This is a genomic window from Xanthomonas hydrangeae (assembly GCF_032697525.1).
In the GTDB taxonomy this organism is placed as follows: Bacteria; Pseudomonadota; Gammaproteobacteria; order Xanthomonadales; family Xanthomonadaceae; genus Xanthomonas; species Xanthomonas hydrangeae.
In genome coordinates, this window is record NZ_CP103836.1 from 4,332,572 (window position 1) to 4,356,044 (window position 23,473).

Genomic DNA, 23,473 nt, shown 5'->3' on the forward strand with positions numbered 1-23,473 from the left:
AAATAAAATTATGTTTAAAGTAAATGATGTTGTGCAAATAGTCGTTGATATTCCTCAATGCGGTATCGTAAGCGGTTCAGTTGGTGCGATAGTTCACGTGTTTTCGGTGCCGAATGAGGCTTATGAAGTTGAATTTATTGATGCGGACGGTAAAGCTGTTGCATTGCTTACACTTGTGGCTTCCGAAATCGAGAAGGTCAAATAAATATAATTAAAAATTTTCGAATAGAGGTTATATGGATTTGTCGCGGGAGTGAATAAACTAAGGTTTTTTTAAGTGAAGATTGATGAAATGGCCTGCCTTTTCTTCAGATATGCTGAGGCGCAAGGGATGCCTTACAAGTGTCTTCCTCTGGGGACTGATGTTGAGGAATTCGGTGCTCCATACATAGAGATTAATGAGTCTGGAGTTTTAGCCATTGTTGCAAAGGATCGTGGTAATGAATGTCTAAGGAAGGAAACAAATTCTCCTGAAGTTCTAGCGAGGTGGATTTATGAAATCTATAACAAATAAATTATTTAACAATAAAGTTACTGGGGGCGAATTAGTTGGAAGGGGGATTATTTTTAAAATCTTTCACTGATAGTCGGCGCTAGGTTCAAGAGTACGGGCCGCTCGGCAACCGGCCTAGGCGGCATCAATGCCTGGCGCAGCAATGGCCCGGGCCGCCGTTACCTGATCGAGACCGATCCGCGCTTCGTCAACTACGACAACTTCATCAGCAGCGACTTCCTGCTGGACAAGCTGGGCGTGGACCCGGAGTGGACCCAGACCCGCCTGGGCGACGGCTTCTACGAGCAGCGCCTGGTGCTGGACCAGATCATCCAGCTCACCGGCCGCCGCTATCTGGGCAATTACGCCGATGGTGTGGCGCAGTACCGCGCCTTGCTGGAATCCGGCGCGGCTGCCGCAGGTCAGCTGCAGCTGAGCATGGGCGTGGGCTTGACCGCCGCCCAGGCCGCCGCGTTGACGCAAGACATCGTGTGGATGGTGGAACAGGACTATCAGGGTCAGAAGGTGCTGGTACCGGTCGTGTATCTGGCCTCCAACTCGCTGCAGTTGCGTGGCAATGGCGCCTTGATCGCCGGCGGCAACGTCGAGCTCAACGCCACTAATTCCATGAGCAACCAGGGCGTCATCGCAGGCGCCGACGTCAGCATCACCGCGGCAATCTGCTCAACCAGGGCCGCATCAGCGGCACTGGCGCTGTATCGCTGGAAGCCCGTAACGACCTGCTCAACCAGGGCCGGATCCAGGGTCGCGACGTTGCACTGGTGGCCGGCAACAATCTGGTCAGCGAAGCATCCAAGGCCATCAACGGTGTCGGCATTCTGTCCGGCATCAGCGCCAGTAACACCCTGCAACTATTCGCCGGCAACGACATGACGCTGACCGGCACCCGCGTGCAGGCCGATGGCAGCGCGGCGTTGATCGCAGGCAACAACCTCAGTCTCACGCCCAGCGCCTTGCGCAACGACAATGGCTTGCTGCGCGGTGGCGATGCTGTCTCCGTCACCACAGGCAAGGACCTGGTGATATTGGCAGGCAACGACCTGAAACCGTGTCAGCCTCCCGTAAAGTTGATCCATCCATGATCATAGGTGTGCGTTCTGTTTGCATTGCCTGGACAGGCTATGTGGCAACGTGCCCGACATCCGGATGCCTGAATAGCATGCTCTCACTCGCTAGTTCTGTATGGAGATGTCGATGACCAAGAAATCGCAGTGGCTTGGACTGCTGGGTTCGCTGATGCTCTGCTATCTGGTGGCGGCCCTGGGAGCGATGGCGTCGATCAAAGCGGCAAGCTTCTACGCCGAGCTGCAGCGTCCTGCGTGGGCGCCACCAGGGTGGTTGTTCGGGCCCGCGTGGACTGTGTTGTACGGAATGATGGCGGTGTCGGTGTGGTTGGTATGGCGGCGCGGTGGGTGGAACAGTACGCGTGGGGCGCTGAGTCTGTTCGTGCTGCAGTTGGGGTTGAACGGGTTGTGGAGCTGGTTGTTCTTTGCCTGGCACTTGGGCGCCTGGGCGTTTGTCGATATCGCGGCGCTGTGGTTGGCGTTGGTGCTGACGATCGTGGCGTTCGCCAAGTGGCAACGGGTTGCTGCGTGGTTGTTGGTTCCGTATCTGCTGTGGGTGAGTTTTGCGGCGGCGTTGAACTATTCGGTGTGGCAGCTCAATCCGCAGGTGCTTGGCTAAGGGCTGTATGGATCAAAAGTGGCCGATGCACTTCTGCGTTCGGCGCGAGATGGGCGCGCGGCCGCTAGGCGGAATCGGCCGAATCCGACCTCGTCTGGCACCAGGTCTCCGCTACACCATGCTGCGCAAGCACCGCTTGGGCCAGCGCATTAAAAGTTTCCATGGCAATCAATCGCTTGTGGTTGCATCTCTTAAATCTTTGTCCTGCAAGGTTTTCTGTAAAGGACGCTCGGCTTGCTGGTAAGCAAACACACGCAGTGCTTGACAGCGTTCGGTCTGGTGATGTCTTTTGCATACATGCCTAACGCTTCCGCCATCGCATCGCTCCTTTGCCAGCCGCATCTGCGGCAGGGTGCGGGCGTGGCCGGCATTAGCACCACCATTACCACCGCCACCATTCGCCCGGTGCGGTCCGTCGTCTTCGCGTAATTTCCGAAAACAACGGCCCCGCACCCGGATCAGGATGCGGGGGTCTCCCTCTCTCACCTGAAGCGGACGGGGCCTCCCTAACGAGGTCTGTCGATGTCATCGCTTGCTGTTTCGCTCGAACCCGCTGCAGTTCCCGCGTCCTCTGCGCGCACCGTTGTGCACAAATTCGGTGGCACGTCGGTGGCCGATGCCGAGCGCTACCGGCATGTGGCGCAGCTGTTGCTTGCACGCGAGGAGACGGTGCAGGTCACCGTGGTGTCGGCGATGAAGGGCGTGACCGACGCGTTGATCGAATTGGCCGAACTTGCAGCGCAAGACCGCCCCGAGTGGCGCGAGCGCTGGCATGAAACGCGGGCGCGCCATCGCGGTGCCGCAGTGGCGTTGCTGGGTGAACATTCCGGGCCAACGGTAGAGTGGCTGGACGAGCGCTTCGAGCATCTATCGCAAATCCTCGGCGCGCTGGCGGTGATCGGCGAGCTGCCACGCGAGGTGCTCGACCGCGTGCAAGGCCTGGGCGAGGTGTATTCGGCACAATTGCTCGGCGATCATTTCCGCGCGCTTGGTGAGGATTGCGCGGTGCTGGATGCGCGCGATGTGCTGGTGGTCAATCGCGGTGAACTGGGCGTGGACGTGGACTGGGACACCAGCGCGCAGCGGCTGGCAACCTGGCGCCAGGCGCATCCGCAGAAGCGCGTGGTGGTCACCGGCTTTGTGGCACGCGATCGCGCCGACCGCATCACCACGTTGGGGCGCAACGGCAGCGATTATTCCGGTGCGATCTTCGCGGCCTTGTTCGATGCCGATGAGCTACATATCTGGACCGACGTGGATGGCGTGCTCTCGGCCGATCCGCGCGTGGTGCCCGAGGCGGTGCAGCTGGAAACGCTGAGCTATGACGAAGCCTGCGAGCTGGCCTATTTCGGCGCGAAGGTGGTGCATCCGCAGACCATGTCGCCGGCGATCGAGCGCGGGCTGCCGATCATCATCCGCAATACCTTTCAGCCCGAACATCCGGGCACGCGCATCACCGCCAGCAGCAAGGTCAGCGGTCCGATCAAGGGGCTGACCTTGAGCCCGGATCTGGCGGTGCTGAATCTGGAAGGTACCGGCCTGATCGGCGTGCCGGGCACGGCCGAGCGGGTGTTCGCGGCACTGCGCACGGCGCAGGTGTCGGTGGTGATGATCTCGCAGGGCTCGTCGGAGCATTCGATCTGTTGCGTGGTCAAGCAGCATGAGTCAGAGCGTGCGCGCAATGCCTTGTTGCAGGCCTTTGCGCACGAACTCACGGTTGGCCAGGTGCAGCGCGTGCAGCTGACCACCGGCATCAGCGTGCTCGCGGCAGTGGGCGATGGCATGGCCGGGCAGCCCGGTGTGGCGGCGCGGTTGTTCGAGTCGTTGGGGCGTGCACAGGTCAATATCCTGGCGATCGCGCAGGGCTCGTCGGAGCGCAATATCTCGGTGGCGATCGATGCGGCACATGCGACCAAGGCCTTGCGTGCGGCGCATGCGGGCTTCTGGTTGTCGCCGCAGACCTTTTCGGTGGGCGTGATCGGGCCGGGCAATGTGGGCGCGGCGTTGCTGGATCAACTGCGCATTGCGCAGCCGCAATTGCTGGGCAAGGCCAACATCGATCTGCGCCTGCGCGCAGTGGTTTCGCGCGGCCGCATGTTGCTCGACGAGCGCGGCCTGGTCGGCAACTGGCGCGATGCGTTTGCCTCCGCAGCCACTGCCACCGATCTGGAACAGTTCACCACGCATCTGCTGTCTGCGCATCTGCCGCATACGGTGATCATCGATTGCAGCGGCAGCGCGGAAGTGGCCGATCGCTATGCGGACTGGTTGGCCGCCGGCATTCACGTAGTGACGCCGAACAAGCAGGCCGGCTCCGGCCCGTTGCAGCGCTATCGGGCCATCCGTGCGGCGACCGATGCCAGCGGTGCGCGTTTCCGTTACGAAGCCACCGTGGGCGCCGGCCTGCCGGTGATCACCACGCTGCGCGATCTGGTCGATACGGGCGATGCGGTGACCTCGATCGAAGGCATCTTTTCGGGCACGCTGGCTTGGTTGTTCAACAAATACGATGGCAGCGTGCCGTTCGCCGAGCTGGTCACGCAGGCGCGCGGCATGGGCTATACCGAGCCGGATCCGCGCGACGATCTGTCCGGCGTGGATGTGGCGCGCAAGCTGGTGATCCTGGCGCGCGAAGCCGGGCGCGAGATCAGCCTGGAGGACGTGCAGGTCGAGAGCCTGGTGCCCGAAGCATTGCGCCAGGCCAGCGTGGACGATTTCATGGCGCGCCTGCATGAAGTGGATGCCACGTTCGCACGGCGTCTGGCCGATGCGCGTGCACGCGGGAATGTGTTGCGTTACGTCGCGCAGCTGCCGCCAGATCGTGTGCCCAGCGTGGGTCTGGTCGAGCTGCCGGCCGATCACGCGTTCGCCAATCTGCGTTTGACCGACAACGTGGTGCAATTCACCACGCGCCGTTATTGCGAGAACCCGCTGGTGGTGCAGGGGCCTGGCGCGGGGCCGGAAGTCACTGCGGCAGGTGTGTTTGCCGATCTGCTGCGGGTTGCGGCAGGCGAGGGGGCGCGGTTGTGAATCAGGCGGTTGCAGACCAGTCCGCGGAGATGCAACAGGTGGCGATTGCTGCGCGAAAGCTTGGCCAGGGACGCGCCTTCGCACCGGCCTCGGTGGCGAATGTGGCGGTGGGATTCGATCTGCTCGGCTATCCCATCGACGGCGTCGGCGACACCGTCACGGTGCGCCGCATCGATGCGCCACTGGTGCGCATCGCCGCCATCCGCGGCACTACCGTGGCCTTGCCGCTGGATGCCGAACGCAACACTGCGGGTGCGGCCTTGATGTCGCTGCGCGCGGCGTTATCGCTGCCGTTCGGCTTTGAAATCGAAATCGACAAAGGCATCGCGCTGAGTTCGGGCATGGGCGGTTCGGCAGCGTCATGCGTGGCGGCGTTGGTTGCCGCCAACGCGCTGCTGGATGCGCCGCTGAGTAACGAGCAGCTGTATCAGTACGCACTCGATGGCGAGGCGGTGGCCAGCGGGAGTCGCCATGGCGACAACCTGGGGCCGCTGTTCTTAGGCGGCCTGGTGTTGTGCACGCTGGAACGGTTGGTGCCGATCAGTGTGCCGGCCGCGTGGCATAGCCTGCTGGTGCATCCGGATGCGGTGTTGGAAACCCGTCGCGCGCGCGAAGCCCTGGCCGGCGACTATCAATTGCGCGAGTTCGTCGCGCAGAGCACCAACCTGGCGTTGGTGTTGGCTGGCTGCCATGCCGGCGATGCGGGCCTGGTCCGCGCAGGCTTGCGCGATGTGTTGATCGAGCCACGCCGCGCGCCGTTGATCGCCGGGTTCGCGGCTGCCAAGCAAGCTGCGCTGGATCATGACGCACTGGGTGCCAGCATTTCCGGCGCCGGCCCCAGTGTGTTCGCCTGGTTCGAATCGCGCGCGGCCGCCGACGCTGCGGCCGCATCGGTGAAGGCTGCATTCGCAGGCGTCGGCCTGGACAGCCAGCACTGGGTGTCTCCGATTGCCAGCCCGGCCGCGCGGTTGCTCGCATGAGGCGGCGCGCGCCTGCGGTACTCGACCAATCACGCTTGCAGTGCACGCATGCCGTGCAACCTGCGACGCAGCATTCAACCGACCACGACCTCGCTGATCTGCATCACCGGCGCAAGATCGGTGTAGTTGGAGATGTCGCCCAGGATTTCCTCGGCATGCGGCCCGAAACTGGCGCCGAAGGCCTCCACCGATTCGCAAAAAATGTGGCACATGCCGATGTAGGGCGGGGTGCTGCCCGGCTCACCGCCACTGATGCCTTTATCCACCGTGTAACTGAGGCAAGCCGCGCCCATCCGCGCGCTCACCAGCGGCATGTGGGTGTCGCGGTAGTAAGCGTGGTCGAAGCGGGCGCCGTCGCGGTACGGGTACATCACGCTGACCTTGATCATCTGCCTGCTCCACGGAAAGGTGCCCGCAGCATAGCGCCGCGGCGCCGGCGGTGGATGACCATCTGGCCCGGTGCGGCCAGGGCACCGACATCGGCCCAAGCGCCAATCCCGGTCTCCGCATTCCCGGGCAATGCCGCATTGCCCACCTCGTTCTCGCTTTGTCTGGAGTCACCATGAACTTCATCTCCACCCGCGGCGGCGCGCCTGCCGCAAGCCTGAGTCAGGCGATCGCCGCCGGCCTGGCGCCCGATGGCGGCCTGTACGTGCCGCAGATCCTGCCGCCGGCACGCACGCTCGCTGCCGGCGCCGATCTGGCCGAAACCGCCGCTACGTTGCTGCAGCCTTTCTTCGAAGGCGATGCGCTGGCAACAGAGCTGCCGGCCATCTGCGCCGAAGCGTTCGACTTCCCCGCGCCGTTGGTGGCGCTGGCTACGCCTGGCGATTACGCGCTGGAGCTGTTCCATGGGCCGACCGCCGCATTCAAGGATTTCGGCGCACGCTTTCTTGCCGCCTGCCTGACCCGCCTGCGCCGCGCCGAAGACCGCCCGCTCACCATTCTGGTCGCGACTTCCGGCGATACCGGCGCTGCGGTGGCTGCGGCCTTCCATCGCCAGCCCGGCTTGCGGGTGGTGGTGCTGTATCCGGACGGGCGGGTGTCGCCGCGCCAGGCGCATCAGCTGGGCTGCTTCGGCGACAACATCCAGGCCTTGCGCGTGGCCGGCTCGTTCGACGATTGCCAGGCAATGGTCAAGCAGGCCCTGAACGATGCCGGCCTGCAGGCGCAGCTGCCGCTGAGCTCGGCCAACAGCATCAGCCTGGGGCGCTTGCTGCCGCAGATGAGCTACTACGCGCATGCCGCTCTGCAACACCATGCCGGCGCGGGCGCCGCGCTGAATCTGGTGGTGCCCACCGGCAATCTGGGCAACGGGCTGGCGGCGATCCTGGCGCGTGCGCTCGGTGTGCCGCTGGGTCGCATCGCGCTGGCGTCCAATGCCAATCACGTGTTGCCGGATTATTTTGCCGGCGACGATTACGCGCCGCAGCCCAGCGTGGCGACGCTGGCCAATGCGATGGACGTGGGTGCGCCGAGCAACTTCGAACGCCTGCGTTGGCTCTACCAAGGCGACGATGCCGCATTGCGCGAGGCATTCCGTGCGTTGTCGGTGGACGATGCGGCGATCCGCCACACCGTGCAGCAGCGCTTTGCGCGCTACGGCGAAGTGCACTGCCCGCACACCGCCACCGCCGTGCACGTGCTCGAACAACTGCGCGCAGAAGGGGCCGAGGGCGGAACCGGCGACTGGGCGGTGGCGGCCACTGCGCATCCGGCCAAGTTCGAGGGCGTGGTGGAACCGCTGATCGGCCGCGCTGTCGAGGTTCCACCGGCACTGGCCGCGCTGTTGCAGCGTCCCGCACACGCCGAAGCGCTTGCGCCGGACTACGCCGCCTTCCGGCAGCGCCTGCTTGCGGATGCGGCCTGACCCAACGCATTCAGGCGCCAGGGGTTGGAAAGTTCCGCACATGGGGCTATCTCTATCCGGTGCGGCCCCGGCGTGGCGCCGCGTCCGCCGTGGGTTGTTGCATGTCTTATCGAGTGATTGCCGCTGCCATCGCCTTATGCGGTTGGGCAGCGGCTGGAACGGCCAGTGCGGCCGATGCCATTTCCGCCGCCCCATTGGCATCGTTGGGGACACCCAGCATGGGGTTGGTGGATGCCCTGGCACGCCAGGCGCCGTCGCTGGACCGCCAGGTGCTTACCTTGGCTGCCGAGGCGCTGCAATGCGCGCGGCAGCGCCAGCAGGTGGGTGCCGAGCGCGTGCTCAGCGTCATCGACTACAGCCGGCCATCGACCGAGCGCCGGCTGTGGGTGTTCGATCTGCAGCGGCAGCGGCTACTGTTCCAGGAATGGGTGGCGCACGGGCGCAACACCGGCAACAACCTGGCGGCGAAGTTTTCCAACGACGATGGCAGTTTCCAGTCCAGCCTGGGCGCGTTCACCGCGCAGGAGTCGTATACCGGCCACAACGGCTATTCGTTACGGCTCAAGGGCCTGGAGCCCGGGTTCAACGACCATGCGCGCGACCGCGCGATCGTGATCCACGGCGCGCCCTACGTCAGCGAGGCGGTGATCCGCTCCCAGGGCCGGCTCGGGCGCAGCCTGGGCTGCCCGGCCGTGCGACCGGCGGTGGCCAAGCAATTGATCGATACCTTGCGTGAAGGCGCCTTCGTGTTCGCCTACTACCCGGACCGTGCCTGGCTACGCCAATCGCGGTTGCTGAGTGGCGGATGTGGCGCATCGGTGGCGAGTGCGAACGTGGGCGGGCGCTGATTTCTTAGGGTCTGCGTCGCGGGGCTGTCACCAGCGCGATCGGCCCGCAACGCTGGCAATGCTTTCGAACTGGCGAATCGGTCACTCGGCGATGCGGTTACCGGGGCGACCTGCAACGCGTCGGCAGCGGCCTTCAGTGATCCGGTGCGGGCAGGCGTGCAGAGGTTATGTGCTTGGTGCTGCCGGCCGCGCTTGTTGGGTGCGCGCGCGTTAGCTAGACGAACCGGTCTGACCAGAACCGCCACACCTCAAGCCGTATCGCCGGCCAGGCTGCGCAGTGCCGCGTAATCCAGGATCTGCACCAGATGCAGTTGCGGCAGCGCGATCAGCTGCTGTTGCCTGAGCTTGGTGAACGTGCGGCTCACCGTTTCCACGGTCAGCCCGAGATGGTCGGCGATATCGCTGCGGCTCATCGGCAGCGCCACGGTGTCGCCGCTGGCGCCGGGCTGGGTGGAGCGCGCCGCCAGCCGCAGCAGGAAATGCGCCAGCCGTTCGCCCGGTTGCAGGCGTGCCAGCAGCAGGCCGGTGTCCTGCGCGGCGGCCAGTTCCATGCTGGCGCGCTGCAGCAGCTTGCGTTCCAGCTGCGGGTAGCGGTCGCGCAACTGGCGCATCTGTGCGATCGGCGTGCGGCAGACCCTGCTGTCGATGATGGCTTCGATGTCGTGGCGGTGCTGTGGCGTTTCGGTCAGCCCGACGTAGTCGCCGGGCAACACGAATCCGGTGATCTGGCGGCGCCCGTCGGCCAGCGTGCGCACCAGCCGCAACGCGCCGGAGGTGACGGTGTAGACGTGATGGCGGCTCTCGCCTGCGCGCACCAGGGTGCTGCCGGGCGCACAGGTCTGGGCGTGGGTGGCCTGATCCAGTGCTTCCATTTCCTGTGGCGACAGCGCCGCGCAGATGGCCCGGCCGCGCACCGCGCACTGCGCGCATTCGGAATGGCGCGCGTCGCTGCCCGATACGGCGCTTGGCACCGCACAGTTCGTGCTGGGATCTGAAAGCTGCCGGTACATGGGCCACGCATTGCCAAGAGGCGCTGCAATGATACGCCATGCGGTCAGCGCGGCCGCCAGCCGGTAGAATTGCGCGTTCGCCACATTGCCCTGCAGGAGTTTCGCTCGTGATCAAGCCCCGTACGCCGCCCGGCATCATGGAATTGCTGCCGCGCGAGCAGATCGCGTTCCAGCGCATGCTGGACGTCATCCGCCGCAATTACGAGCGGTTCGGGTTCCTGCCGGTCGAAACCCCGGTGTTCGAGCTCTCCGACGTGCTGTTGACCAAATCCGGCGGCGAAACCGAGCGCCAGGTGTACTTCGTGCAGTCCACCGGCGCGCTGGCCAATGCGGCTGCCGCCGCCGACGAGGGCGCCGAGAGTGGCGGTCTGCCGGAGCTGGCGTTGCGTTTCGACCTGACCGTGCCGCTGGCCCGCTACGTGGCCGAGCACGAGCACGAGTTGAGCTTCCCGTTCCGCCGCTACCAGATGCAGCGCGTGTATCGCGGCGAGCGTGCCCAGCGGGGACGGTTCCGCGAGTTCTACCAGTGCGACATCGACGTGATCGGCAAGGATGTGTTGAGCATCCGCTACGACGCCGAAGTGCTGGCGGTGATCCACGCGGTGTTCGCCGAGCTGGGCATCGGCGCGTTCAAGGTGCAGTTGAACAATCGCAAGCTGCTGCGCGGTTTTTTCGAAAGCCTGGGCGTGGCCGAGGGCGAGCTGCAGCTGGCGGTGCTGCGCGAGGTCGACAAGATCGACAAGCGCGGTGCCGATTACGTGCGCGATACGCTGGTGGGCGAGGGCTTCGGCATTGCTGCAGAACAGGTCGACAAGATCCTGGCCTTCGTGGCGGTGCGCTCGAACGGGCATGCCGATGCGCTGGCGCAGTTGCAGGCGCTTGAGGCTTCGGTCGGCGCGAATGCGACCCTGGGCGAGGGCATTGCCGAATTGCGCGAGGTGCTGGAACTGGTCAAGGCGCTGGGCGTGCCCGAGAGCGCGTACTGCCTGAACTTCTCGATCGCGCGCGGGCTGGATTACTACACCGGCACCGTCTACGAGACCACGCTGACCGACCATCCGCAGATCGGCTCGATCTGCTCGGGCGGCCGCTACGAGAGCCTGGCCAGCCACTACACCAAGTCCAAGCTGCCGGGCGTGGGCATCTCCATCGGCCTGACCCGGCTGTTCTGGCAGCTGCGCGAAGCCGGTCTGATCCAGGGCATCGCCGAAAGCAGCGTGCACGCGATGGTGGCGCTGATGGACGAGTCGCGCCTGGGCGATGCGCTGGATATCGCGCGCCGGCTACGCATCGGTGGCATCAATACCGAAGTGCAGATGGAGCCGAAGAAGATCGGCAAGCAATTCCAGTACGCCGCGCGTGCGGGCATCCGCTTTGTGGTGCTGGCCGGCGACGACGAACTGGCGCGCGGGGTGGTGGCGGTCAAGGACCTGGTGCGCGAGCAGCAGTTCGAAGTCGCCCGCGACGAGCTGGCCAGCACCTTGCTGGTGGAGCTGGAGCAGGCCAGGGCGATGCTGGTGGCCGGAGGCATCAAGGCCGATTGAGGCGCTGGCCGGCCAGATAGGGAATGCAGCCAGGTTGGTACAGCGTACGCGACGGCGCCCCCGGTACCGATGCGGAAACAAACCCACTGACGGCTCGCTGTCGGTGGGTTTTTCGTTTCCGGTCCGCAGCAGGGTCCGCTACTTCGCTGAACGCTTCGGACTGCGGCGCTTGTCCTACGGATCCTCCTTGCGTTAATGTACTAACACGCTATTACATTAACGCAATGAAACAACGACCTGCCCCCCGCGAAAGTGCCGATGCCGCCGCTTCCCTCAAGATGCTGGCCGATGCGCTGGCGTGCCTGAAGGAACCCGGCGCGGTCGAGGCTTTCCTGCGCGATCTGTGCACGCCTGCCGAGCTGGAAGCGATGTCCGACCGCTGGCGCGTGGTGCCGCTGTTGATCAAGGGCGTGCCGTACCGCGAGATCCACGAGCTGACCCAGGTCAGCGTGACCACCATCGGGCGCGTTGCACGCACCCTGGAACACGGTGCCGGCGGCTATGCCACGGCCCTGCGCGAGCAATCGGCGCGCCCTGACGAATCCCACTGAGAGAACAAGATGAGTGCTTCCACGGCAGCGCCGGCACGTGACCGGTTGCGTATCGCCATCCAGAAGAGCGGCCGTCTGGCCGAACCGGCGCGCAGCCTGCTGGCGGCCTGTGGGCTGAGCTGGCGGCAGAGCCGCGACAAGCTGTTCTGCTACGGCGAATCGCTGCCGGTGGACCTGCTGCTGGTGCGCGACGACGACATCCCCGGCCTGATCGCCGATGGCGTCTGCGACCTGGGCATCGTCGGCCAGAACGAACTCGAGGAGCAGGCATCCGAGCGCCGCCGCAATGGCCTGCCGGCGGCGTACCACGCGGTGCGCGGGGTCGGTTTCGGCCAGTGCCGGCTGATGCTGGCGGTGCCGGAAGAGTGGGACTGGCAGGGCGTGGCGCAACTGGCCGGCAAGCGGATCGCCACCAGCTACCCGGCGATCCTGGCCGACTGGCTGGAGCGCCAGGGCATCGACGCGGCGGTGGTGGAATTGTCCGGCTCGGTGGAAATCGCCCCGCGTCTGGGCACTGCCGATCTGATCTGCGATCTGGTTTCCAGCGGCGCCACCCTGGCCGCCAACCAGCTCAAGCCGGTCGAACTGGTCATGGAAAGCGAAGCAGTGCTGGCCGGCGCAGTGCGCGAACCGGCCGATGCACGTGCCGCCTTGTTGGCGATGCTGCTGCGGCGCATGGACGGCGTGCTCAAGCTGCGCGACAGCAAGCTGCTGATGTTCCGAGCCGAACAGGACAACGTGGATGCGTTGCGCCGCCTGCTGCCCGACGCCGACCCACTGGTGCAGTTGCCAGACGATGGAAACGGCGTACTGCGGTTGCAGACCATGTGTCATGGCGCGGTGACCTGGCAACGCTTGGAAGAACTCGAACGCGCCGGTGCGCAAGGTTTGATGGTGTTGACGGTGGAGCGCTCGCTGGCATGAACATTCTCGATTGGTCCCAACTCGATGCCGCTGCACGCAGCCAGGCATTGACCCGCCCGGTGCAGACCGTGGCCACGCAGACACGCGAGGCGGTCGCTGCGTTGATTGCCGATGTGCGCGCCCGCGGCGATGTCGCATTGCGCGACATCACTCTGCGCTTCGATGGCGTGTCGCTGGAGAGCTTCGCGGTAAGCGAGGCCGAATTCGCGGCCGCCGAAGCGGCGGTGGCCCCGGAGCTGCGTCAGGCCATGCAGGACGCGGTGGCGCGGATCGACACCTTTCACCGCGCCGGCATGAGCGCAGGCTATGCGGTGGAAACCGCGCCGGGCGTGGTGTGCGAAAAGATCGTGCGGCCGATCGGCCGGGTCGGCCTGTATGTGCCGGCCGGAAGCGCGCCGTTGCCGTCGACTGCATTGATGCTCGGTGTGCCGGCTCGCCTGGCCGGTTGCCGCGAGGTGGTGCTGTGCACGCCGCCGCGCAAAGACGGCAGTGTGGATCCGGCGGTGCTGGTCGCCGCGCAGCTGACCGGCGTGCGTCGCGTGTTCAAGCTCGGCGGTGCGCAGGCAATTGCGGCGATGGCGTATGGCAGCGAATCGGTACCGAGTTGCGACAAGTTGTTCGGGCCAGGCAATAGCTATGTCACCGAAGCCAAGCAGCAGGTGGCGCAGTCCGGCGCTGCGGCGATCGACATGCCAGCTGGCCCGTCCGAAGTGCTGGTGATCGCCGATGCCGGTGCGCAGCCGGCCTTTGTCGCCGCCGATCTGCTCTCGCAGGCCGAACATGGCCCGGACTCGCAGGTGTTGCTGCTATCCGACAGCGATGCGTTGATTGCAGCTGTAGAGGTGCAGTTGGACGTTCAGCTGGCGCAGCTGTCGCGTGCAGAGATCGCGCGGCAGGCATTGGCGCAATCGCGCCTGATCAAGGTGACCACGCTGGACGAGGCGTTTACGATCAGCAATCGCTATGCGCCCGAACACCTGATTCTTGCACTGCGCGAACCGCGTGCCTGGCTGAGCCAGGTCGAAGCGGCCGGTTCAGTGTTTCTGGGCGATTACACGCCCGAAGCGCTGGGCGACTACTGCAGCGGCACCAACCACGTGTTGCCGACCAGTGGCGCGGCGCGCGCCTACAGCGGCGTGAGCGTGGCCAGCTTTCAGAACATGGTCAGCGTGCAGGCCGCCAGCAAGGCCGGCATCGATGGCATCGGCGAATGCGTATTGATTCTGGCGCGCGCCGAAGGCCTGGATGCGCACGCCAATGCGGTGGCGTTGCGGATGGGAGTGGCAGCATGAGTACCTCATCGATTCTGGATCTTGTGCGCGAGGATCTGCGTGCGTTTGCCGGCTACTCGTCGGCACGTACCAGCGCGTTGCAGGGCGATGTTTGGCTCAACGCCAACGAGTCGGCGTGGGGAAATCCGGCCGACCCGGGCGCCAGCACGCGGCGCTATCCGGATCCGCAACCCAAGGGTTTGCGCAGCGCGCTGGCGGCGCTGTACGGCTGCGCGCCCGAGCAGCTGTTGATCGGCCGTGGCAGCGACGAGGCGATCGATCTGCTGGTGCGCGGACTGTGCGTGCCCGAGCGCGATGCGGTGGTGGTGACGCCGCCGGTGTTCGGCATGTACGCGGTATGCGCACGCTTGCAGAACGCGCCGTTGGTCGAAGTGCCGCTGGTGGATGGACCGCAAGGTTTCCACGCGGATATCCCGGCGATTGTCGAAGCAGCGCTGAGCTCGCAGGCCAAGTTGGTCTTTCTTTGCTCGCCGTCCAACCCGGCCGGCTCGGCGATTCCGCTGGACGACATCGAAACCGCTTTGCAGGCCCTGCAGGGCAAGGCGCTGGTGGTGGTCGACGAAGCCTATGGCGAATTCTCCGACGTGCCGTCGGCAGTGGGCTTGCTTGCGCGCTACGCCAATCTGGCGGTGTTGCGCACGCTGTCCAAGGCGCATGCGCTGGCGGCGGCACGCATTGGCAGCCTGATCGCCGATGCCGAATTGATCGCCTTGCTGCGGCGCTGCCAGGCGCCGTATCCGGTGCCGACCCCGTGCGCGGCGATGGCCGAGCAGGCCTTGTCGGCGCCGGCGCTGGAGGTCACGCGCCGGCGCATCGCCGAGGTGCGCAACGAGCGCACACGCGTGCACACCGCGCTTGAGCAGCTGGCCGGCGTGCGTCAGGTGTATCCCTCGCAGGGCAACTTTCTGCTGGTGCGTTTCGACGATGCCGAAGCCGCATTCCAGGCGCTGCTGGAGGCTGGCGTGGTGGTGCGCGACCAACGCGCGGTTGCGCAGCTGTCCGACGCGCTGCGCATCACCCTGGGCACGCCCGAACAGAACGCGCGCGTGCTGAGCGCGCTGCAACGCAAGCAGGAGGCCGCCGCATGACCCCGATTCTTTTCGTCGACCGCGATGGCACGCTGATCACCGAGCCGGCCGATTACCAGATCGACGCCTACGAAAAACTGCGCTTGGTCGACAACGTGATTCCGGCGATGCTCAAGCTGCGCGATGCCGGCTACCAGTTCGTCATCGTCAGCAATCAGGACGGCCTGGGCAGCGAGAGCTATCCGCGTGCGTCCTTCGACGGCCCCAACAACCTGATGCTGCAGATCTTCGCCAGCCAGGGCATCGTGTTCCGCGAAGTGTTGATCGACTGCAGCTGGCCCGCCGACAACGCGCCCACGCGCAAGCCCGGCGTCGGCCTGATGGTGCCGTATCTGCAGGATCGCAATATCGACTGGGCACGCTCGGCGATGGTGGGCGACCGCATCACCGACATCCAGTTCGCGCAGAACCTCAATATCCGTGGCTTCCAGCTGCGTACCGACGAGTTCGGAGGCGAGTGGGACTGGCCCGGTATTGCGCACGAGCTCGCGGATGCACCAAGGCGCGCGGTCGTCCAGCGCAACACCAAGGAAACCAGGATCCGCGTCGAGCTGGATCTGGATCGCGTGGCCGAACCGCACACCGCCACCGGCCTGCCGTTCTTCGATCACATGCTGGAACAGATCGGCAAACACGGCGGCTTTGCGCTGGACATCCGCGCCGAAGGCGATCTGCACATCGACGAGCACCACACCATCGAGGACACCGGTCTTGCGCTGGGCCAGGCCTTGCGCGAAGCGCTGGGCGACAAGCGCGGCATTGGCCGTTACGGCTTCGATCCTGAAGACAGCCCATGGCGTGTTGCCGGCGGCACCGCGCAACATGGCTTCACGCTGCCGATGGACGAAACCATCGCCAGTGCTGCGCTGGATTTCAGCGGCCGGCCGTACTTCGTGTTCGAAGGCGAGTTCAAGCGCGAGCGCGTGGGCGACATGCCCACCGAACTGGTGCCGCATTTTTTCCGCTCGATCTGCGATGCGTCTGGTTTGAATCTGCACCTGAGCGTGCGCGGCGAGAACGATCACCACAAGGTCGAAGCCTGCTTCAAGGCCCTGGCGCGTGCGCTGCGTCAGGCGATCCGTCGCCAAGGTACCGCGCTGCCATCGACCAAGGGTGCGCTATGACCGACCTTGCGCTGATCGATGCCGGCGGCGCCAATCTGGGCTCGGTGCGCTATGCGTTGGAGCGGCTGGGTGTGGAAGCGCGCGTGGTACGTGATGCCGAAGGGCTGCAGGGCGCGCAGCGCGTCATCCTGCCCGGCGTCGGCGCCGCACCCGAGGCGATGTCGCGCCTGCGCGCGCAGGGCTTGATCGAACCGTTGCGACAACTGCAGGTGCCGCTGATCGGCATCTGCTTGGGGATGCAATTGCTGTTCGAACATTCCGAAGAAGGCGATGTCGATTGCCTCGGGCTGTTGCCGGGCATCGTGCGCCACATGACGCCTGCGCTCGGCATTCGCGTGCCGCATATGGGCTGGAATCAGCTGGTGCCGATGCGCGAATCCGCGTTGCTGGCCGGTCTGCCGGAGCGTGCAAGCGCCTACTTCGTACATGGTTACGCCGCACCGGTGACGGCCGACACAGTAGCCGCCTGCGATCACGGTGGCTTGTTTACCGCAGTGGTGCAGCAAGGCCTGCGTTGCGGCGCGCAGTTCCACCCCGAGCGTTCGGCCGAGACCGGTGCACGCATCCTGCGCAATTTTCTTGAGATGAGCTTCCCATGAGTTTCACCGTTTACCCGGCGCTGGATATCCGCAATGGCCGCGTGGTGCGTTTGCTGCAAGGCGATTACGCGCGCGAAACCCAGTACGGCGACGATGTACTGCCGCGCGCGCAGGCGTTTGCCGATACTGGCGCGCAGTGGATGCATCTGGTCGATCTGGATGCGGCGAAGGCGGGCGGCTACACCTTGGCCGCGACACTCGGCGAGATCGTGCGTCAGACTGGCCTGCAGGTGCAGACCGGCGGCGGCGTGCGCTCACGCCAGGACGTGGCGCGCATCCTCGATGCCGGCGCCGCGCGCGTGGTGATCGGTTCGTTGGCGGTGCGCGAGGCCGACACCGTCATCGGCTGGCTGCAGGAATTCGGTGCCGACCGGCTGACCATCGCGCTGGACACGCGCCAGGACGCCCACGGCGTCTGGCAATTGCCAGTGCATGGCTGGACCGAAGCGGCCGAGGCCACGCTGGATCAGCTGGCCGTGCGTTACGCGCAGGCCGGCCTGCAGCATCTGTTGTGTACCGACATTGCCCGCGACGGCATGCTGTCCGGCCCGAACATGGACTTGTACGCACACCTGCGCACGCTGGCGCCGCAACTGCAGGTGCAGGTTTCCGGCGGCGCGCGCAATCTGGCCGATGTGGCTGCCGCCAAGGCCGCAGGCTGCGCCGGCATCGTGCTCGGCAAGGCCTTGCTGGAAGGGCATCTGGCCTTGAAGGAGGCACTGGCATGCTGAGCCGCCGCATCATTCCCTGCCTGGACGTGCGCGACGGGCGCGTGGTCAAGGGCGTCAAGTTCCGCGACCACATCGACATGGGCGACATCGTCGAGCTGGCATTGCGTTATCGCGCGCAAGGTGCCGACGAACTGGTGTTCTACGACATCGGCGCCAGCCCGGAAGGACGCTCGGTCGATTACACCTGGGTCGAGCGGGTGGCGCGGCTGATCGATATCCCGTTCTGCGTGGCCGGTGGTATTCGCGATGTGGACACCGCGCGCGCGGTACTGCATGCCGGTGCCGACAAGATTTCGATCAACTCGCCGGCACTCGGCAGGCCGCAGCTGATCTCCGAGCTGGCCGATGCCTTCGGCGTGCAATGCGTGGTGGTCGGTGTCGACTCGATCCGCGAGGACGATGGGCAGTGGCGCGTGCGCCGCTACACCGGCGATCCGAGCAAGACCCAGGCCCTGCCGATGCGCACGCTGGAGTGGGTCGCCGAAGCGCAGCGTCTGGGCGCCGGCGAGATCGTGCTCAACTGCATGGACAACGATGGGGTGCGGCGCGGCTACGACATCGCGCAGTTGCGTCAGGTGCGTGCGCTGTGCCACGTGCCGTTGATCGCCTCGGGCGGTGCCGGTGAGATGCAGCACTTCGCCGACGTGTTCGACCAGGCCGATGTCGATGGCGCATTGGCCGCCAGCGTGTTTCATAGCGGCGCGATTCCGATCCCGGAACTCAAGCAATTCCTGCGCGCGCAACAGATCGAGGTACGTGATGGGCAGTAACGACAACGAGACGGCAGCGGGCGACGCGCTCGCCGCGCTGGACTGGAGCAAGGGCGGCGGCTTGCTGCCGGTGGTCGTGCAGGACGCCGACAACCTGCGCGTGCTGATGCTGGGCTACATGAATGCCGAAGCGCTTGCGGTCACCCAGCAACGTGGCGAAGTCACCTTCTTCAGCCGCAGCAAGCAGCGTTTGTGGACCAAGGGCGAGAGCTCGGGCAATGTGTTGCGCGTGGTGTCGATCCAGACCGATTGCGATGCCGACACGCTGCTGGTGCAGGCCCGCCCGCATGGGCCAACCTGCCATCTTGGTCGCACCAGTTGCTTCCCGAGCGCGCCAGGCCAGTTCCTCGGCAGTCTGGATGCCTTGATCGCCACGCGCGAAAAAGAGCGCCCGCACGGCAGCTACACCACCAAACTGTTCGAGCAGGGCATCCGCCGTATCGCGCAAAAGGTGGGCGAGGAGGGCGTGGAAACCGCACTGGCCGGCGTGGTGCAGGGCGATGCCGAGTTGCTGGGCGAATCGGCCGATCTGCTGTATCACCTGATCGTGCTGTTGCGCGCGCGCGGCCTGGGCCTGGGCGATGCGGTGGCGTTGCTGGAGTCGCGGCACAAATAACGTGGCGTCGTAGGAGCGCCCTTGGGCGCGATGAGGCGTTATCGATAACGCCCCATCGCGCCCAAGCGCGCTCCTACGGGGATGTGTCGTATGTCTTTCGGCCTTCAAACCCGCGCCGTGCGCCTCGCCACCACAGGTACAATTTCCGCTGATCTTTTCGCGGGAAAACGCATGCAGCTTCGTATCGCTCTGTTGGCCCTGGGATTGCTCGCGGGAAGCGCATACGCGCGCGATGCGGTTGTCGACGGCATCGTCTACGAAGCGCGCGACGGGCGGGCCGGACGCAGCGCGGATGACCCGGGCATCGCCGGTGTGACAGTTTCCAACGGCGAGCAGCTGGTGCGTACCGATGCGCAAGGCCGTTACCGCTTGCCGGTGCGCGACGGGCAGACGGTGTTCGTGATCAAGCCGGGCGACCGCAGCTTTGTACCAACCGCCGACGGACTACCGGGTTTCTGGCGTCACTACGCGCCCAAGGGGTCGGCCAGGCGCAAGTACCCAGGCATCGCCGCCACCGGGCGCAATACGCGCAACTGGGATTTCGCACTGACCCCGCGCGCAAGTGCTGCCGCCGACGGCTTTCAGATGCTGGTGTTCGCCGACAGCCAGACCGCCAGCCTCGTTGACGTGGGTTACTACCAGCGCGACATCGTGGCGCCGATCGTCGGCAAGACCTCGGCCCGGCTCGGCACCACGCTGGGCGATATCGTCAGCGACGATCTGAGCCTGTATCCGGCCTTGAACAAGGTCACCACGCAGTTGGGCGTGCCATGGTTCCATGTGCCGGGCAATCACGATCTCAACGTCGATGCTGGCGACGATGCGCATTCGCTGGATAGCTGGCGTGCGGTCTACGGCCCGGACACCTATGCGGTGGAAGAGGCCAACGCCAGCTTCGTGTTTCTGGACGATGTGATCTATACGCCCGGCGCTAGGCCGGCGTATGTCGGCGGACTGCGCGAGGATCAATTCGTGTTTCTGCAAGCCTATCTGGCGCAGTTGCCGCGCGAGCGCCTGCTGGTGCTGGGCATGCATATTCCATTGTTCGATGCAGCCCCAGGACAGGAAACCTTCCGGCATGCCGATCGCAGTCGCTTGTTTGCGCTGTTGAAGGAGTTTCCGCATGTACTGGTGCTCAGCGGGCACAGCCATACCCAGCGGCAGGTCGATCACGGCGCCGACGAAGGGTGGCAGGGCGCCCGCCCGTTGCACGAATACAACGTGGGCGCGGCCTGCGGTGCGTTCTGGTCGGGCGCCAAGGACGGCGACGGCATTCCCACCGCCACGATGAGCGACGGCACGCCGAACGGTTATGCGGTGCTGCAGGTGGCGCCCAGCGGCGACTACGCACTGGCGTATCACGCCGCGCGCTTGGCCGATGACGCGCAACTGCTGTTGCATGCGCCCAAGGTGCTGCGCCAGGGCGCATATGCGGCGTGGGGCATCTACGCCAATGTGTTCATGGGGCAGGACGATACCGTTGTTCAGATGCGTATCGACAATGGCGCATGGCAGCCGATGAAGCGGGTGGAGCGTGCCGACCCGCGCTTGCTGGCCGAGAACGTGCGCGACGATGCGGCCGAGCAATTGCGCGGCTACGACCGCTCGCCGGAGGCCACACCGTCCACGCATCTATGGCGTGGCGCGTTGCCGACCACGCTGGAGGTTGGCGAGCACACCGTTGAAGTGCGCGCTGCGTTGCCGACTGGTGAGTACAGCACAGACATTGTGTATCGCTTGCAGCGTGCGGATCCTTGATGGAAAGGCGTGCGTCGTGCGTGGGTTCTTGGTGTGGAGCCCATCGCGCATAAATGCGCTCCTACGGCATTTATTGGTCGAAACGTTTGCGTTGGATGCGACGCATCAACCCTGTCGCCAGACACACAAACGCCTCCACAAGGGAGGCGTTCTGTGATCCGGGCTGGCAGGCGATGGCGCGCTGGCGGGGATCGAGGCTGGCTGGCGTGAGCTGGCTGGCTGCGCGAGTGTAGCGAGGCCGCGCGCGCGCTGACGAAATGAGAATTAGTCTCAGCGCGTTGCAGCTGTCAGGGTGTCGACGGCGCAGGTGCAGGCGACGGTTTGCGCGCAGTGGTGGAGGTCGTCGGCAGCTTGGTTTGCCTCGGGCTGTCCGCTGACTCAGCCTCGGAGTCGGCCTTCGGATCGCTTTCCTGCTCGGCGTCCGGCGCAACCTCCAGCGGCGGATACGGATAGGCAACCGCCGGCCCTGCGTGCAGCCCTGCACGCCAGCGTGCCAGCACCGGCGCGATGCGTCTGCCGAGCGACTGCTGCGGCAACGAGGGCAATTCGCCGTCCTGTTTCTCGCGCGCAGTGATGGCGGCCTTGGCCATATCGAACGCAGCCAACGGGTCGTCGCGCTGGTTCATCGCATCGATCAGCCAGGCCTGGCCGAAGTAGGTCGCGTTGGAGGTATTGCCACAACCGAACGATGGACGATCGGCGCGCGCGGCGGTGAGGATCAGCGTGTCCGGCGAGCGCAGCGCCGGAATGAAGCCGCCCGAGTAGCAGGCCGACAGCACGATGATGCGATTGCCGATGCCGGCATCGTCCAGCGCCTTGCGCAAGTCCTGCGGGCTGATGAAATCTTCTTCGTTCTCGTCCACCTGCACGTACAGCGCGTGGTCTTCGGTACCATGGGTGGTGACGAACAGCAGCAGCGCGTCTTCCTTGCGATCCATGCGCTTGCCGACTGCGGCAAGCGTGTCGTAGAGGTTGTCGTAGGTTGCCAGCGGTGCGTATGGCTGCTCGCCCAGATTGTCCGGGTTGTTGACCAGCGTGACCACACGTCCTCGCGCATCGAAGCGCTGTTCGAACAGCTGCTTGAGGTACAGCGTCTCGTTGCGGAACACGTCGTCGCTGGCATCGCCGGCGAAGCCGACCACATACAGATCGGTGATGCCGGGGCGCTGCGGCTGCAGCGCTTTCAATGCCTGCGCGAGTGCGGCCTGGTCGACTGCATCGACCTCGTCCTGGGTTGCCGCAGCCTGGCTCGTCGCAGACTGGCTCGGCAACGCGGCACCGGCATCGGGATGGCAGCCGGCCATCAAGGTCACGATGACGATCAACAGCGACAGGCGCCGCAGCAAGGCATTCGGTCCGATGGTGAAATGCAGCGACATGAAAAACGCCGAGGTCTGAGAGAAACGGGTGGAGCGCCTGGGCGCAGTGATCGCAACGCAGACCGCGACGTTGCACGACGTCCACCGATCCATTTCATGCATCTGTTGAAGAACAGGTCTTGCGGAACACGTTTTGTAGAGCGCGCCTTGAAGAGTGGCTGGCAAACTACTGCGCAGCCGCCAGGCGGGCGCGAGCGGTGCTCGGAATCGGCATGTACCACTTGTACACTCCGGTTCCTCCACGCCCTCCGCGCCCACCTGACAGTTTTGTTAGCCGCTCTGAGTGCATGCGTCGCCGATACTTCATCGGCATCATCCGCCGGCATAACCGGCTAACAAAATCAAGCCGGCGGACGTCCCGGACGACGCGCTCAAGGCCCGTACCACATGCGCGCGCTACATGCCGCACCGAACACCGACTGCACTCACATGCCAATGCGCCCAGCCGGTTTGTCGAGCGCGCTTACAGCACCAGCTGGGTAAAACTCTCCACACGCTGATGGCTACCGACATCCTCGGCCGAGCGCGGGGTGGGGTAGTCCTCCAGACGGTCCAGCAACGCGGTGCGCATGCCGGCGCGTTTGGCGGCATCGAGCTCTTCGATCACGTCCGACAGAAACAGGATCTCGCCAGGCGGCACCCCGATGCGTTCGGCAATACGCCGATAGCTGGCGGTCTCGCGCTTGGGGCCTACTTCGGTATCGAACCAGTCGCTGACCAGCCCGCTCAGGTCGCCCGCATCGCTATGCGCGAAGAACAGCTTCTGCGCTGGTACCGAGCCGGACGAATACACATACAGCGGAATGCCGGCCGCATGCCAGGCCTGCAGCTGGATCGCCGCATCGGCATAGATATGCGCAGTGAAGTCGGCGGTCTTGTAGCCATCGCCCCAGATCAGCCCCTGCAAGGCCTTGAGCGCGGTGTGCTTGCGGTCCTCGTCGATCCAGGTCTGCAGCGTGCTGATCAGGACCTCGTCAGGCACGTCCTCGCCGATTTCGTCGGCCACCTGGTTGAGCCAGTGGCGCACCTGTGGGTGGCTGCCGTGCTCTTGCACATAGGCCGGCATGGCGCGGCGCGCATACGGAAACAACACGTCCTTGACGAACGAGATGCTGCTGGTAGTGCCTTCGATATCGGTGAGGATCGCTTGCGGTCGTGTCAT

The 23,473-nt window shown here is 65.0% G+C and carries 22 protein-coding genes, 1 other RNA gene and 1 pseudogene; 20 read left to right on the forward strand and 4 right to left on the reverse strand.

All coding sequences use genetic code 11. The features are described from left to right. Positions 1-10: 10 nt before the first annotated feature. The 6 genes and pseudogenes from NYR97_RS18435 to NYR97_RS18460 all read left to right on the forward strand — a co-directional run bounded on the left by NYR97_RS18435 (position 11) and on the right by NYR97_RS18460 (position 6,207). A complete protein-coding gene (locus NYR97_RS18435) occupies positions 11-205 on the forward strand; it encodes a DUF4926 domain-containing protein (RefSeq protein WP_316695198.1) in 195 nt (64 codons plus the stop codon). Positions 206-277: 72 nt separating this feature from the next. Next, positions 278-514: a hypothetical protein gene (locus tag NYR97_RS18440; RefSeq protein ID WP_316695199.1), complete on the forward strand. Its 237-nt coding sequence runs from the start codon at positions 278-280 to the stop codon at positions 512-514. Between the two features lie 237 nt (positions 515-751). Beyond that, positions 752-1,596: pseudogene (locus NYR97_RS18445) on the forward strand (hypothetical protein). Positions 1,597-1,708: 112 nt separating this feature from the next. Next, positions 1,709-2,197 carry a TspO/MBR family protein gene (locus NYR97_RS18450; RefSeq protein WP_425613006.1) on the forward strand — a complete coding sequence of 163 codons (489 nt, stop codon included), beginning with the start codon at positions 1,709-1,711 and terminating at the stop codon, positions 2,195-2,197. A gap of 522 nt (positions 2,198-2,719) precedes the next feature. Next, positions 2,720-5,227, forward strand: coding sequence for a bifunctional aspartate kinase/homoserine dehydrogenase I (thrA, locus tag NYR97_RS18455; RefSeq protein WP_316695201.1), 2,508 nt, complete (start codon positions 2,720-2,722; stop codon positions 5,225-5,227). A 29-nt stretch (positions 5,228-5,256) separates the two neighbouring features. Beyond that, positions 5,257-6,207 (forward strand): homoserine kinase, encoded by a 951-nt coding sequence (locus NYR97_RS18460; RefSeq protein ID WP_316695202.1) that lies wholly within the window; start codon positions 5,257-5,259, stop codon positions 6,205-6,207. A gap of 74 nt (positions 6,208-6,281) precedes the next feature. On the opposite strand, the gene NYR97_RS18465 is transcribed toward NYR97_RS18460, so the two are convergent. Then, positions 6,282-6,596 carry an EthD family reductase gene (locus tag NYR97_RS18465; protein ID WP_316695203.1) on the reverse strand — a complete coding sequence of 105 codons (315 nt, stop codon included), beginning with the start codon at positions 6,594-6,596 and terminating at the stop codon, positions 6,282-6,284. A gap of 173 nt (positions 6,597-6,769) precedes the next feature. On the opposite strand from NYR97_RS18465, the gene thrC reads away from it, so the two are divergent. Further along, positions 6,770-8,077: a threonine synthase gene (gene thrC / locus NYR97_RS18470; protein WP_316695204.1), complete on the forward strand. Its 1,308-nt coding sequence runs from the start codon at positions 6,770-6,772 to the stop codon at positions 8,075-8,077. Between the two features lie 101 nt (positions 8,078-8,178). Further along, positions 8,179-8,925: a murein L,D-transpeptidase catalytic domain-containing protein gene (locus tag NYR97_RS18475; RefSeq protein ID WP_205391620.1), complete on the forward strand. Its 747-nt coding sequence runs from the start codon at positions 8,179-8,181 to the stop codon at positions 8,923-8,925. Between the two features lie 248 nt (positions 8,926-9,173). Here NYR97_RS18475 and NYR97_RS18480 read toward each other — a convergent pair whose 3' ends face one another. Continuing rightward, positions 9,174-9,839 carry a Crp/Fnr family transcriptional regulator gene (locus NYR97_RS18480; protein WP_425613083.1) on the reverse strand — a complete coding sequence of 222 codons (666 nt, stop codon included), beginning with the start codon at positions 9,837-9,839 and terminating at the stop codon, positions 9,174-9,176. Positions 9,840-10,042: 203 nt separating this feature from the next. Here NYR97_RS18480 and hisS point away from each other — a divergent pair, with 203 nt between their 5' ends. From hisS to NYR97_RS18535, 11 genes are all read left to right on the forward strand, one after another. Further along, complete coding sequence (gene hisS, locus NYR97_RS18485) at positions 10,043-11,479, forward strand: histidine--tRNA ligase (protein ID WP_316695206.1); 1,437 nt, start codon at positions 10,043-10,045, stop codon at positions 11,477-11,479. A gap of 224 nt (positions 11,480-11,703) precedes the next feature. Further along, on the forward strand, positions 11,704-12,030 hold the full coding sequence (locus NYR97_RS18490) for a YerC/YecD family TrpR-related protein (RefSeq protein ID WP_205391618.1): 327 nt from the start codon (positions 11,704-11,706) through the stop codon (positions 12,028-12,030). A gap of 9 nt (positions 12,031-12,039) precedes the next feature. Further along, positions 12,040-12,954 (forward strand): ATP phosphoribosyltransferase, encoded by a 915-nt coding sequence (gene hisG / locus NYR97_RS18495; protein ID WP_023903812.1) that lies wholly within the window; start codon positions 12,040-12,042, stop codon positions 12,952-12,954. Next, complete coding sequence (gene hisD, locus NYR97_RS18500; RefSeq protein WP_316695207.1) at positions 12,951-14,246, forward strand: histidinol dehydrogenase; 1,296 nt, start codon at positions 12,951-12,953, stop codon at positions 14,244-14,246. The genes hisG and hisD overlap by 4 nt, the downstream gene beginning before the upstream one ends. Continuing rightward, positions 14,243-15,334 (forward strand): histidinol-phosphate transaminase, encoded by a 1,092-nt coding sequence (gene hisC, locus NYR97_RS18505; protein WP_316695208.1) that lies wholly within the window; start codon positions 14,243-14,245, stop codon positions 15,332-15,334. The genes hisD and hisC overlap by 4 nt, the downstream gene beginning before the upstream one ends. Next, positions 15,331-16,458 (forward strand): bifunctional histidinol-phosphatase/imidazoleglycerol-phosphate dehydratase HisB, encoded by a 1,128-nt coding sequence (hisB, locus tag NYR97_RS18510; protein WP_316695209.1) that lies wholly within the window; start codon positions 15,331-15,333, stop codon positions 16,456-16,458. The genes hisC and hisB overlap by 4 nt, the downstream gene beginning before the upstream one ends. Further along, positions 16,455-17,057, forward strand: coding sequence for an imidazole glycerol phosphate synthase subunit HisH (gene hisH / locus NYR97_RS18515; RefSeq protein ID WP_023903816.1), 603 nt, complete (start codon positions 16,455-16,457; stop codon positions 17,055-17,057). The genes hisB and hisH overlap by 4 nt, the downstream gene beginning before the upstream one ends. Next, positions 17,054-17,788 (forward strand): 1-(5-phosphoribosyl)-5-[(5-phosphoribosylamino)methylideneamino]imidazole-4-carboxamide isomerase, encoded by a 735-nt coding sequence (gene hisA / locus NYR97_RS18520; protein ID WP_316695210.1) that lies wholly within the window; start codon positions 17,054-17,056, stop codon positions 17,786-17,788. Before hisH ends, hisA begins: the two co-directional genes overlap by 4 nt. Continuing rightward, positions 17,782-18,558, forward strand: a complete 777-nt coding sequence (hisF, locus tag NYR97_RS18525) for an imidazole glycerol phosphate synthase subunit HisF (RefSeq protein ID WP_205391611.1) — start codon at positions 17,782-17,784, stop codon at positions 18,556-18,558. Before hisA ends, hisF begins: the two co-directional genes overlap by 7 nt. Further along, the gene (gene hisIE, locus NYR97_RS18530) at positions 18,548-19,174 is read left to right on the forward strand and encodes a bifunctional phosphoribosyl-AMP cyclohydrolase/phosphoribosyl-ATP diphosphatase HisIE (RefSeq protein ID WP_316695211.1); all 627 of its coding nucleotides are present in this window, start codon (positions 18,548-18,550) and stop codon (positions 19,172-19,174) included. The genes hisF and hisIE overlap by 11 nt, the downstream gene beginning before the upstream one ends. Before the next feature lie 171 nt (positions 19,175-19,345). Then, the gene (locus NYR97_RS18535) at positions 19,346-20,932 is read left to right on the forward strand and encodes a calcineurin-like phosphoesterase family protein (RefSeq protein ID WP_316695212.1); all 1,587 of its coding nucleotides are present in this window, start codon (positions 19,346-19,348) and stop codon (positions 20,930-20,932) included. A gap of 287 nt (positions 20,933-21,219) precedes the next feature. Here NYR97_RS18535 and NYR97_RS18540 read toward each other — a convergent pair whose 3' ends face one another. After that, a complete protein-coding gene (locus tag NYR97_RS18540; protein ID WP_316695213.1) occupies positions 21,220-22,311 on the reverse strand; it encodes a C13 family peptidase in 1,092 nt (363 codons plus the stop codon). Positions 22,312-22,523: 212 nt separating this feature from the next. Here NYR97_RS18540 and NYR97_RS18545 point away from each other — a divergent pair. Beyond that, positions 22,524-22,587: non-coding RNA, sX9 sRNA (locus NYR97_RS18545), on the forward strand. A 187-nt stretch (positions 22,588-22,774) separates the two neighbouring features. Here the strand turns inward: NYR97_RS18545 and mtnC are convergent. Then, positions 22,775-23,473, reverse strand: a complete 699-nt coding sequence (mtnC, locus tag NYR97_RS18550; RefSeq protein WP_316695214.1) for an acireductone synthase — start codon at positions 23,471-23,473, stop codon at positions 22,775-22,777.